This window comes from Endozoicomonas ascidiicola, from assembly GCF_001646945.1.
GTDB classification, from domain to species: domain Bacteria; phylum Pseudomonadota; class Gammaproteobacteria; order Pseudomonadales; family Endozoicomonadaceae; genus Endozoicomonas; species Endozoicomonas ascidiicola.
Window position 1 is genome coordinate 175,928 of sequence record NZ_LUTV01000003.1, and the last position, 11,966, is coordinate 187,893.

The window sequence follows — 11,966 nt, forward strand, 5'->3', positions numbered from 1 at the left end:
CCATGTCGGCACTGAATATCGGTATCACAGGCTTACAGACCGCCTCTAAAGATCTGGGCACCATCAGTAACAATATTGCCAACTCGAACACCGTTGGTTACAAGTCACTGGACTCACAGTTTGCTGATTTGTACACCGGCGCTAGTGGTGGCGGTGTCTATGTGGCTGCGGTGAAGCAATCGTTTAGCCAGGGTTCTATCAGCTACACCACAAACAGCATGGATATGGCGATCAGTGGTGAAGGTTTCTTTGTGATGAAAGACCCTTCCGGAGAGAATGTTTATACCCGTGCCGGTTATTTTGAAACTGATAAGAATGGCCTGATTGTTAATAATATGGGGCATAAGCTTCAGGGATTTCCGGTAGATAATAACGGAAACGTGGTAACGGGTTCTCTGTCAGATTTGCAGGCGGATACCAGTGATTTGCCATCAAAAGCAACCGACAACGTCACTATCAAAGCAAACCTAGATACTCGTGAGAAGGCACCGGAAATTGACTTCGATCACTCTAATCCAGAAAGTTACAACTTCACAACATCTTCGATAGTTTATGACCAGCAGGGTAATTCTCATACTGCTACGGCTTATTACGTGAAGTCTGGTGACAATGAATGGAATGTTCATTATCAAGTTAATAATGTGGATGTGGATGTCAATGTACCCAAGGCTGATGGTTCAGGTACAGAAACAGCTAGTTTTGCGACTTTGGAGTTTGATGAAGATGGCACACTGCTGAGCGGTGGAGACATTAATCTGAAGTATGATACCGGCGCTGCAGGCGATCTGGATTTCAATATCGATTTAAGCAATTTGACGCAGTTCGGTAACGACTCATCTGTTTCTACAAACTCCCAAGACGGCTACGGCGCTGGCCAATACACCAATCTCTCAGTAGCCGACGATGGCTCAGTATTCGCCATGTACAACAATGGCGAAACACGTCTCCTCGGTGTTATTGCTCTGGCGACCTTCCCAAATAACAACGGTCTTCAGCCAAATGGCGGCACCAGTTGGGTGGCGACCAGTACTTCCGGCGAACCCATGATTGATCAGCCCGGCAGTGCTGGCACTGGCTCACTGGTTGCAGGCGCACTCGAAGCTTCCAACGTTGATATGACCCGCGAACTGGTGGATATGGTTGTCGCTCAAAGCGCCTATCAGGCCAGTGCCAAAGTGGTTCAGGCCGGCGATGAAATGAACCAGATTCTGATGCAGTCCATGTAATGGATAAGGCAATTCATACCGCCATGAGCGGTGCCGTGCGAACCATGCAGGCGCAACAGCAGCACGCCAACAATCTGGCCAACGTCAATACCGGTGGTTTCAAGGCGGACTATTCCCAGGCAGTGGCCAATGCGCTACCCGGCGAAGGTATGCCTACCCGGGTCATGGTTCAGACCGGTGACGTCTGGAGTGATTTTGCAGCAGGTGCCATGCAGCAGACTGGTAGAAGCCTTGATGTTGCTTTAGCAACGCCGGGCTTTCTGCAAGTAAACGACATTGGTGGTGAGCCTGCGTACAGCCGTGGCGGCAGTTTAACCCTTAGCGCTGAAGGCATGCTGGCAGATGCCAGTGGTCATCTGGTGATGGGGCAAAACGGTCCTGTGGAAATCCCGCCCCATGAGCAACTGCTTATTGGTGAAGATGGCACCATCAGTATTCTGCCGGAAGGGGATAACGAAATGGCAGTGATTGATCAGTTGCAGCTGGTCAACGCTGAACAGCCCCTGATAAAAGGCACCGATGGTCTGTTTCGCACAGAAAATGGCGCTCCACCGGTAGCAGACCCAACGGTACGACTGGCCTCTGGTTTTATCGAAGCCAGCAACGTGAACAGCGTCCGTGAAATGGTGTCGTTTATGTCCCTGAACCGCCAGTTTGAAATGCAATTAAAAGTCATGTCTACCTCGCGGGACATGGCGGCAGCCGGCGATGTATTGCTGCGCGGCTGATATGTATCTGATTTGAGTATTTGTAACCAATGAATTCTGCTTTATGGGTCAGCCAGACTGGCCTCACTGCGCAAGATCGCCAGATGACGGCGATCTCAAACAACCTGGCCAACATTAATACGGTTGGTTTTAAGCGTGACCGTGTCGTCTTTGAGGATCTGTTTTATCAGGTTCAGCGTCAGCCGGGTGCTAACAACACACAGGATTCTGAATACCCTACCGGCATTCAGCTGGGCACCGGTGTTCAGGTGGCGGGCACTCAGAAAGTGTTCACACAGGGCGGTTTTCAAACCACAACGGCGCCTCTGGATATTGCCATCGTAGGCGAAGGTTTTTTTCAGGTGCAAATGCCCGACGGTACTCAGGCATTCACTCGTAACGGTCAGTTTCAGTTGAGTGCGGAAGGTGAAATTGTCACCAGCAGCGGTCAGCTATTGGAGCCGGGCATCGAAGTGCCGCCAGAAGCCACCAGTATCGCCATCGGTAAAGACGGCACTGTCACAGCAACCATTCCGGGCAATGCCGGGCCAGAAGAAATTGGCCAGATCACATTGGTGAACTTTGTTAATCCAGCCGGTTTGACGGCTTTGGGTCACAACCTGTTCGCAGAAAGTGGCGCCAGTGGTCAGCCTGCAGAATCTGTGCCCGGAGAAGACGGCGCTGGTTCCATACAGCAATTCACCCTGGAATCTTCCAACGTCAATATGGTGGAAGAAATGGTCAGCATGATCACTGCCCAGCGTGGCTATGAGATGAACGCCAAAGTGATAGCGGCAGCGGATCAGATGCTGCAATTTGCTAACCAGACGCTGTAGTGAGGTGTATCCAATGATCAGGATGTTAATGATTGTCATGGTGATACTGCTCACGGGTTGCAGCTCTCTGCCACCCAAGCCAACGCCCGGAGAAACCGATTGGCAGCCACCCAAGTTGCCGCCGGAGCAGGCAGTGCAATACAACCATGGCAGTTTATACCAGGCCGGTTATGCCACCTCGCTGTTTGAGGATCGCATGGCGTATCGGGTTGGCGACATCCTGACCATTCGACTGGATGAAGAAACCCGTTCCAGCAAAAGTGCGGGTACGGACATGAGCAAAAACAGCAGTGCAGCGATCTCTGATCCAACCCTGTTTGGCCGCACTGTGGGTTCCATTTTTGGCAGTGGTTATTCCATGAATAATTCATTGGAAGGTAGTCGTTCATTTGCCGGTAGTGGTTCCAGTGCTCAGCAGAACATGCTATCTGGCAGTATTACCGTGACGGTTCTGGAAGTGCGACCCAATGGTTCGCTGGCGGTGAGTGGCGAAAAATGGATTCGGTTAAATCAGGGCGATGAATACATTCGTATCTCCGGCATTTTGCGTCCGGAAGATATCAGCCCTGAGAACATTGTCTCTTCCCAGCGTATGGCCAATGCCCGAATTACCTATTCCGGAACAGGATTCCTGGCGGATGCCAACGAACCGGGCTGGTTAACGAAATTCTTGAACAGTTCCTGGTTCCCGCTCTGAGATGGTTATGAATCGATTTTCTTATGTATTGAGTCTCTGTCTCGGTAGTTTGTTTTTGGTGACAGGTGTTGCTCAGGGCAATGAACGCACTTCACGATTGATGGATCTGGTGGATATTCAAGGTGTCCGCAGTAACCAGTTAGTTGGCTATGGTCTTGTCGTGGGTTTGGATGGCAGTGGTGATAAAACCCGCCAGACTAAATTTACCACCCAGTCTTTAACCAATATGTTGAGGCAGTTGGGTGTTCAGCTTCCGGAAGGTATTGACCCTAACCTGAAGAATGTTGCCGCGGTTTCAGTCACCGCCAGCCTTCCATCCTTTTCTCGCCCCGGCCAGAAAATTGATATCACAGTGTCGTCCATTGGTGATGCGGGCAGTTTAAAAGGCGGCACCTTGTTGATGACGCCCCTGAAAGGTGTGGATGGCAATATCTACGCTCTGGCTCAAGGCAGTGTGGTGGTTTCTGGCATCAGCGTAGATGGCAACAGTGGCAGTAGTCTGACCGTTAACGTACCTACAGTTGGTCGTATACCCGACGGCGCCATTGTTGAACGGGAAGTGCCCGGTAGCTTTGCGGATGGTGGAAATATTGTGATGACCCTTCGTAATCCGGGGTTTTCCACTGCGCGCAATATTGCCGCAGCCATTGATAAACGCTTTGGCGAAGGAACGGCTCAAGCATTGGATAACGCATCAATCACCGTTCAGGCTCCGCAAGACCCGGATCAGCGTGTGGCGTATATGGCGATGATGGAAAGCATGCCCATTGTCGTAGAAAAACCACCGGCTCGTGTGGTGATCAATAGTCGCACCGGCACCGTGGTCATGAACGAATATGTGGGCGTGCTGCCGGCAGCGGTCAGTCACGGCAATCTGGTGGTGAATATTCGGGAATCGTCCAATGTCAGTCAGCCGGAAGGAATTCTTAATCAAGGCCAGACTGCCATAACGCCAAATACGGACATCACCATGGAAGAAGGCGGAAGTCATTTGTTTGTACTTCCGGAAAGTACTTCTCTGCAGTCTGTCGTAGATTCCCTTAATCGAGTGGGTGCAACACCGTCTGATTTGATGGCTGTTTTGCAGGCTTTGAAATCCGCTGGCGCCTTAAAGGCTGAGCTGATCGTAATTTAAGTAGACGTAACAAATGAAGATTGATTCACCAGACCCACGGTTAATGGCGCCAGACATGCGAACCGGCATTTCAGCGTCAACGGTAAAGCCCAATAACGGCAAGCTGGAACAGGCGGCAACCGACTTTGAAGCCATGTTCTTCCGGCAAATGCTGAAAAGCATGCGGCAGGCCAATGATGTGCTGGCGGAAGACAATCCGTTTAATAGTAAAGAACAGTCGTTTATGCGCGACTGGCACGATTCTGAGCTGGCTATTTCCATGGCAGAAAGCGGTGGTATTGGCTTAGCTGATCAACTGATTCAACAAGTGGAAGCCCTGCAGGGCAAGTAACGAATTATTAACTGAAAGTGGCGAAGGCCACTGAAACCAAGAAGCGCACATGAACAACTCGTTATATATCGTCTGGTCTGATGATCTGAACCTGGGCATCAACATTATTGATGAACAGCACCGTGGCCTGGTGAGTCTGATCAACTCATTTTATTACCACATTCAAATGGGCGCCTCTATGGTGACCATGCAGTCCACGCTCAAAACCATTGAAGACTACGCAAAGATCCACTTTGCTACAGAAGAAGCGGTTATGGCGGGTCTTGGTTTTGAAGGATTAGACGCGCATCGGATTAGCCATGACAACCTTCTGCTGAAAACTCAGCAACTGCTGTCGTCGGTTAAAACCGATCAGGATGTTTATGGCGTGATGCCTTTTCTGAGGCGCTGGTGGATGGATCACATTGTGAAAGAAGATCGGGAGTTTGTAGACCTGATCGGTAACATGTCATCTGATGTGTTTGTTGAAAACTATAAACAACAAATGCAAGTAATGGCTCAGGCTGAGATTCAGGCTAATGAACAATCAGCATTGCATTGATGCGTGATTGGTGTCATCCGGTTGAGTATTTATAAGTGGTTAGCCGGGTTAAATCCTGTTTTTTGACTAAGTAACAGTCGCACTCCGACCATGGTCATTCATGGCTTGAACAACGTTTGACGTTAGATACCGGAGTTGGGAGTGGTATGCACGGGCAGTAAAAGTATGGATCTGTGCAGGGGTGGGGTGAATTGCCGCCATTCCTGCTCTGCCCTTAAGAGGAACTACGAGTTGTTTGCTTTTCGAGCATCTTGTTAGCATTTATTTTGGCAGAACCAATGATCGATACTTTTTATTTGAGAGAAACTGATGGTGCTTCGTTACACAGAAGATCAACCCAAATACGCTGATAAACCGTTATATATCGTCTGGACAGATAAACTGTGCATTGGTGTAAATATTATTGATGAGCAGCACCGCGGGCTTGTCTGTATTATCAACACGTTTTATCACGATTATGAAATCGGCGCCTCAATCAGTACCCTGCGAGCAACCCTGAAGATGCTTGAAGAATACGCGGCCATTCACTTTGAAACAGAAGAGCGTATTTTAGAAAGCATCAACTATCCGAACCTGGAAGAACATAAGATAAAACATGCGGAGCTGTTATTGAAAACGCAGCAAATGCAGAATGAAGTACAAGTAGAGACGGACAGCTGGAAAATCATTCCCTTTCTTAAGCGCTGGTGGATCGAACATATTTTCGAAGAAGACCGGCAATTCGAACACGTATTTAAATAGCCTTAATCGATTTAATAAATTCGATTTTCTGTCGACTTCTGAGAATCCAATATTTTTGCAGCCGCGACACGTCCGGTGATGTCATCAAAGAACACAGAGCTACTCGCCCATGAGCATGATCAACACCGGGATGTCCGGCATGTTTGCCGCCCAGACTGCACTGAATGTTGCCAGTAGCAATATTTCAGCGTCAACGATTCCGGGCTATACACGACAACAGGTTAACTTAGCCACGAATATGCACGGTGGTGTGTACGTCAGTGATGTACGTCGTATGACTGACAGTTTTCTGACCGATCAGGTGCGCGACACCAGCACCGCCTATGGCTACAGCACCGCCTATTACAGTCACGCCAATCAGCTGGAAACACTTGTCACCAGTGATGGCAGCAGCCTCTCTCCAGCATTGACTGGCATGTTCGGTGCGTTGAACAGCGCCACCAGTGATCCGGCATCCGATGCGGCTCGTCAAACGGTGTTGGCTCAGGCCAGTGATCTTGCTTCACGGTTTAACACCTTGCATGGCAGTTTGCAGAAGCAGTCTGACCTGGCGAATGATCAGTTGGGCGTCATGGTGGATGACGTAAACAGCCTGTTGTCGGATATTGCTGAAATCAACGATTCCATCATGGCTTCCCAAACCGGCAGCGGTGTTCCGAATGGTTTGCTGGATCAGCGTGATCAAGCGATGCAGAAACTCTCTGAACTGATGGACGTCACTGTTGATGCTCGTCCAGATGGCACTGTGGATATCTTCCTGCCACAGGGTGATCCGCTGGTCATGCGCGGCAAAGCGAATCAAGTGAGTTTGAATCCCGGTGATCCAGACAGCGACAGAATGACATTGTCGCTCGTTACCGACACCGCAGAAAAACCACTGAAAACCATTGGCGGCAGTATTCAGGGCGTGCTGGATTTTCAATCCGATGTGATTGATCCGGCCATGCGTGAACTGGGCCGTATGGCGGTGGTTATTTCTGATGCAATGAACACACAGCTGGGTGCTGGTGTTGATCTGAATAATAAGCCTGGTTCAGACCTGTTTAGCAATATCAATAGTATTGAAGCCATGCGTGAGCGGGTTGAGGCTTCCAGAGAAAACACCGGTAGTGGCGTGCTGGAAGTTGAAATTAGCGACAGTAGCAAACTATCAGCTGATGATTACTCCTTGGAAATCACAGCGGATGGTCAGTACATCCTCACGAGTGCTGGAAAAGTAGTATCGAAAGGTGACCAAAGACTTTTAACTACAGATAAAGGTGTAACCGTTGATGGTATCACCATCAAAGTTGGAGAGGGCGAACTAAAACCAGGCGACAGCTTTGGCATCGAACCCACTGCAGGCTTCAGCGGCTCCATGGATATGGTGATGGAGAGCCCGGACGACCTCGCGTTCTCCGGCGCTTACGACACACCGGGAGACAACAGCAACCTGCTGGAACTGGCCAAGCTGGAAAAAGCCCACCTTATCGAAGGCAATAAAACCTTAGGCGACAGTTGGAACCTATTGGTGACCGACGTAGGCAACACCACCGCCCAAGCCGAAGGCAGCTACAACGCCACCAAAGTACTCCATGAAGAAGCGTCCAGCGCACTCTCCAGTGTGGCCGGAGTCAACATGGATGAAGAGGCGGGCAACCTGCTCATTTACCAGCAGGCTTATCAAGCCAACGCCAAAGTCATCGCCACAGCACAGCAGTTGCTGGATACCGTACTTAATCTTTAAAGAATTTAGGCGTTATCCGTTGACCGTTATCCGTAAAAGCGTAGTCAGATTGCTTTTACGGATAACGGCAAACGGTCAACGGAAAACGCCCACAGGAGTAAAATAATGCGTATCAGCACGCTGCAAATGCACACCACCATGAACAGCTCCATGCAGCAGGCATCGGGGAAGATCAACGAATCCCTACTGAAAATGCTCAGCGGTAAAGAGATTCTCAAGCCATCGGATGATCCGTTGGCCGCGTTGCAGATCATGGGCATGAGCGACGATCTTACGGTACTTGAGCAGTATCAGAAAAACATCACCTCGGCACAATCCTCCCTCACCGCAGAAGAAACGGTGCTGAACGATGTGGATAGCACGCTCAATCGTCTCCGTGATTTGACCCTGTCTGCCGGTAACGATGCGCTGTCCCAGGAAGATATGAATGCCATCGCCGGTGAGGTAGATCACCTTATTGGTCAGCTGTCGGATATGGCCAACACTAAATCCGCTAATGGTGAATACCTGTTTGCTGGCATGAAAAGCGACACCATGCCAGTGATTAAAAAAGAATTCACCGATCCTGATACGGGCATTGTTACGGAGGAATGGGTATACGAAGGCGGTGACGAGAGCCGGGAAATCCCCATCAGTGATAATCGCACCATCACTCAGGGCGATACCGCAGATGATATTTTCTTCTCAGCGGATGGCGGCAGCATTTTTGCCGATCTGGATGAACTCTCCACAGCACTGAAAGCTGGTGATCGCACTGCGCTGAAAGATGTGTTGGATGGCAGCATAGAAAGCATCGACAAAACTCTGGCCGATGTTGGCTCAACGCTTACATCCGTTGGTGCAAGAATCAACACACTGGATATGACCACCACGGCCAACGAAGAATCCATCGCCATGACTACGGCGCTGAAAGGCTCTCTGGAAGATTTGGATTATGCCGAGGCGATTACTCAGCTGACTCTGGAACAAACTGCATTGCAGGCCAGCCAGAAGAGTTATGGCAAGGTAAGTCAGTTGTCGTTGTTTAATTATATTTAAGAGACCGTTATCCGTGATCCGTGATCCGTAAAAGCGCGGGTGGCTACAGCTTTTTCGGACAACGGAAAACGGAAACGGAAAACGGGCAACGGAAAACGTTAATTGAAGTCTTAGGATCAACGCCCGAGGTTTTAATAAATCCCTCAAAACTCCGCATACAAAACCACCGGTATGTGCTTTCGATAATGCGCAAAGTCTTTGTCTGTCGTTAGCACCGGCATTTGGTGTTTTATCGCCATCGTGGCAATCAGAAAGTCAGTGTGGGAACCCTGAACACCCTTGCTTCGGCAAATATTGGCCTGTGTCGCTGCATCGATATAGTCTGATTGACTGATCGGTAGCAGGTCAAAGGCGCTCAGCTTTTCCTGCAATCGGGTGAACTGCTCGTGGTGTTTAATGCCCGTTAATACTTCTTGCAGAATGGGGCCGATCATGACGGCTCTGTGCTGACGAATCAGCTTTTGCAGCATGATGGTCTCTTCCGCCAGTTCGTCGGGTTGATTGGCTGAACTGCGACGACGCAGTGCGGCAGACCAGACACAGGTATCCACAAGCACCATTATTGTCGGCGACCCGCTTTGGTATCCGTTGTCGGGTCATAGTCGATGGTGCCGAAGTCATCCAGCAGCGCCAGCTGTTTACGGTGTCGAATATATTCCGCAAGTGCTTCATTGACGGCGGCTTTTTTGGTTTTGTAGCCACCCAGCGCTTGAACCTGGGCAATCAGATTGTCATCTATGGCAAGGTTTGAAGGCATTTTCAGTCATTCCTACACATTGCTTTACACAAAGCCAGTCTAGTCTGCTTAATGAGCGCTCGCCAAGCCTTTCAGTATTTTCCAATCCCAAAATGAGCCTGAAAAGAGTATAAACCCATGATTTCAGGCCTTTCGCTTAAAGATGCCTTGAAACAGTGATTCTCTGGCAGACTGCAGTTGCTGGGCAGCCTCGTTATCACTCATTGATTCAGCCTTTGACTCCAATGCATGCGGCGGAGTTCCTTTCTTCAAATATTGCGTCCAGTCAGGCAAAGATTTCAGTTTTTCATAAGGTGTCATCATGTTTTCGTAAAGGTAACGTTTTCTCTCTTTGCCTTTTTCATCTGTTATCGTCTCCGGGAAAAAGCAAGGCCGGTGAAAATTGATGTAAGGTGTCAGGTAATTTTTGTTAAACGCATTCACTTCTGCAGCATGATGTTGCGGTATATGAGCATAGCCCAACATTTTTCTGATGATGGCTCCGTTTTTTGATTCAACAAGTGCATTGTCGTTTGTTTTTCGTGATCTGGATTTTGTGAATTTTATGTAGAGGCTATCCAATAAACTTGCCACCGGATAGTTGATGTACTCAGAGCCGTTATCGGAGTGAAAACCCTGTATTTTAAAGGGAAAAGTCGCCAAAAGCTCTTCGAGTACCGGTATTAGAAAGTGCTCGTTGATCCGCTCAACGGTGCAGATCACTTGAAACTGAGTAACTTCATCCACCGCATTAATATGGTAAAGCCCTTTGACCTTATCCTTATCACCCTGATGTACTGTATCAATTCTGATATAACCGGGTTGACCATTGGGTCGCGGTTTGCGTCGAGTACCAATAGCACGATTTACAGGTCGGGTGACGTTTTTATGCAGGCGAACTGTCTGATAAGTCTTTGACTGCCGCAGGTTGTAGAGGTGCGAAACAGAGATGCCAGCCAGTCGCTTATAGCGACCATCTCCACGTTGATATGCTCGCTCACAGATCTTCTTTATTGCAGGCCCATTCAGGCCATTATGAAGTCGGTCAGTCTCGGCAAGAAGGCGAATGTCAGCCTTGGAATACTTTGTCTCAAACCCCTTCGTTGTCCGTTGTTTGCGCTTGAGAAGCCCCAGATTCAGGTATTCTTTAATTAGCCGGGTTATTTGCGCCCTGGAATAGCCTGAAGCGACGATCAGATAGCGTTTGATCAACCCTTTCTCAGGCTTGCTCAGAGTGCGGTATCGAAAGTGATTGAGAGTGTCTGCAATCCATTGATAACACTCGTCTTTTGACTTCCAACCAGGCTGTATCTGCGGTGTAGCCTGAAGCAGCTCCTCCACCTGCTGGAGCGATTTGATGAGCCGTGTGTCCATTATGATTTTCATCCAGTAATTTTGGACGAAAGATCAGAAATCACAGGCTCATTTCATTTTGGAAACAAGGGCTCCGTTCAGGCTCATTTCATATTGGAAGAGACTCTTTCTTTGTTTATACAGTTTCCGTGTACTAACATATGTGTGCACAATTAATTCAGGCGCAATTAATTCAGGGGAAAAGACATGGAAACCAGAATTCAGTTCCGGGTTGATGAAGAAACAAAACGATTAGCGCAAAAGATGGCGGAAAGTCAGGGGCGTACCATCAGCGATGCCTGCCGCGAATTCACCGAACAGCTGGCTGACCAGCAGCGCAAAGTCTTATCGCAGGATGCCTGGTTAACCGAACAGGTAAACCAGGCATTTGAGAAGCTTGAGTCCGGTAAGGCGGAGTTTGTCGATCAGAAAACAGCAAAAGATGAAATGGCAAAGCGCAAAGCGAACATTCGTCATCGAGGCAATCATTAATGATTCTTTGGGAAGTAGAATCATTAAATGATCGTGAAAAAATCTTTGAATTTCTTTTTGATTTCAACCCTGTCGCTGCTGAAGAAACCGATAACCTCATTGAAGCATCCGTTGAACTCTTATTGGATCAGCCCAATATGGGCGTTCAGCGTGATGGAATCCCCGGAAGACTATTGATCCTTCCCGAGGTGTCAATGATTGTCTCTTACTCTGTGAATGGCTCCGATATTCACGTGATGCGAGTTCTGCATCAGAAGCAGAAATTCCCGGCGGGCTGACAGTATTGGCGACTAAAAACACAGTTCCTCGTTTCCATGCTCCAGCGAGTGTCGCAAAAGGGATATTGATGAGGGTAAAGCACTTAGTCGTCATCTCCGCGCAGGCGGAGATCCACTGTTCGTGGTAGG

15 protein-coding genes are annotated in these 11,966 nt (G+C 48.9%); 12 read left to right on the plus strand and 3 right to left on the minus strand.

Annotated features, from left to right (window positions below; all coding sequences use genetic code 11):
• Positions 1-2: 2 nt before the first annotated feature.
• The 10 genes from flgE (at position 3) to flgL (ending at position 8,978) form a co-directional block, all read left to right on the plus strand.
• The gene (flgE, locus tag AKL11_RS08295; RefSeq protein WP_067516351.1) at positions 3-1,226 is read left to right on the plus strand and encodes a flagellar hook protein FlgE; all 1,224 of its coding nucleotides are present in this window, start codon (positions 3-5) and stop codon (positions 1,224-1,226) included.
• Positions 1,226-1,954, plus strand: coding sequence for a flagellar basal body rod protein FlgF (locus AKL11_RS08300; protein WP_067516353.1), 729 nt, complete (start codon positions 1,226-1,228; stop codon positions 1,952-1,954). The genes flgE and AKL11_RS08300 overlap by 1 nt, the downstream gene beginning before the upstream one ends.
• A 29-nt stretch (positions 1,955-1,983) precedes the next feature.
• Positions 1,984-2,769 (plus strand): flagellar basal-body rod protein FlgG, encoded by a 786-nt coding sequence (flgG, locus tag AKL11_RS08305; protein ID WP_067516355.1) that lies wholly within the window; start codon positions 1,984-1,986, stop codon positions 2,767-2,769.
• Positions 2,770-2,782: 13 nt separating this feature from the next.
• A complete protein-coding gene (gene flgH, locus AKL11_RS08310; RefSeq protein ID WP_067516357.1) occupies positions 2,783-3,466 on the plus strand; it encodes a flagellar basal body L-ring protein FlgH in 684 nt (227 codons plus the stop codon).
• Positions 3,467-3,473: 7 nt separating this feature from the next.
• Complete coding sequence (locus tag AKL11_RS08315; RefSeq protein ID WP_067517258.1) at positions 3,474-4,601, plus strand: flagellar basal body P-ring protein FlgI; 1,128 nt, start codon at positions 3,474-3,476, stop codon at positions 4,599-4,601.
• 13 nt (positions 4,602-4,614) lie between these two features.
• Positions 4,615-4,932, plus strand: a complete 318-nt coding sequence (locus AKL11_RS08320; protein ID WP_067516359.1) for a rod-binding protein — start codon at positions 4,615-4,617, stop codon at positions 4,930-4,932.
• A gap of 49 nt (positions 4,933-4,981) precedes the next feature.
• On the plus strand, positions 4,982-5,473 hold the full coding sequence (locus tag AKL11_RS08325) for a bacteriohemerythrin (RefSeq protein WP_067516361.1): 492 nt from the start codon (positions 4,982-4,984) through the stop codon (positions 5,471-5,473).
• A gap of 309 nt (positions 5,474-5,782) precedes the next feature.
• On the plus strand, positions 5,783-6,214 hold the full coding sequence (locus tag AKL11_RS08330; protein ID WP_067516363.1) for a bacteriohemerythrin: 432 nt from the start codon (positions 5,783-5,785) through the stop codon (positions 6,212-6,214).
• 109 nt (positions 6,215-6,323) lie between these two features.
• Positions 6,324-7,940 (plus strand): flagellar hook-associated protein FlgK, encoded by a 1,617-nt coding sequence (flgK, locus tag AKL11_RS08335; RefSeq protein ID WP_067516364.1) that lies wholly within the window; start codon positions 6,324-6,326, stop codon positions 7,938-7,940.
• Positions 7,941-8,045: 105 nt separating this feature from the next.
• On the plus strand, positions 8,046-8,978 hold the full coding sequence (flgL, locus tag AKL11_RS08340) for a flagellar hook-associated protein FlgL (protein WP_067516366.1): 933 nt from the start codon (positions 8,046-8,048) through the stop codon (positions 8,976-8,978).
• Between the two features lie 143 nt (positions 8,979-9,121).
• On the opposite strand, the gene vapC is transcribed toward flgL, so the two are convergent.
• The 3 genes from vapC to AKL11_RS08355 all read right to left on the minus strand — a co-directional run bounded on the left by vapC (position 9,122) and on the right by AKL11_RS08355 (position 11,088).
• Positions 9,122-9,538 carry a type II toxin-antitoxin system VapC family toxin gene (gene vapC / locus AKL11_RS08345; protein WP_095210266.1) on the minus strand — a complete coding sequence of 139 codons (417 nt, stop codon included), beginning with the start codon at positions 9,536-9,538 and terminating at the stop codon, positions 9,122-9,124.
• Entirely contained in the window at positions 9,538-9,735 is a 198-nt protein-coding gene (locus AKL11_RS08350; protein WP_067516370.1) for a type II toxin-antitoxin system VapB family antitoxin, read from the minus strand. The genes vapC and AKL11_RS08350 overlap by 1 nt, the downstream gene beginning before the upstream one ends.
• Before the next feature lie 123 nt (positions 9,736-9,858).
• Positions 9,859-11,088 carry an integrase catalytic domain-containing protein gene (locus AKL11_RS08355; protein WP_216636779.1) on the minus strand — a complete coding sequence of 410 codons (1,230 nt, stop codon included), beginning with the start codon at positions 11,086-11,088 and terminating at the stop codon, positions 9,859-9,861.
• Positions 11,089-11,274: 186 nt separating this feature from the next.
• Between AKL11_RS08355 and AKL11_RS08360 the strand changes: the two genes are divergently transcribed.
• Together AKL11_RS08360 and AKL11_RS08365 are read left to right on the plus strand one after the other, a co-directional pair.
• Positions 11,275-11,559 (plus strand): type II toxin-antitoxin system RelB/DinJ family antitoxin, encoded by a 285-nt coding sequence (locus AKL11_RS08360; RefSeq protein WP_067516373.1) that lies wholly within the window; start codon positions 11,275-11,277, stop codon positions 11,557-11,559.
• Positions 11,559-11,837, plus strand: a complete 279-nt coding sequence (locus tag AKL11_RS08365) for a type II toxin-antitoxin system RelE/ParE family toxin (RefSeq protein WP_067516375.1) — start codon at positions 11,559-11,561, stop codon at positions 11,835-11,837. Before AKL11_RS08360 ends, AKL11_RS08365 begins: the two co-directional genes overlap by 1 nt.
• Positions 11,838-11,966 lie beyond the last annotated feature (129 nt).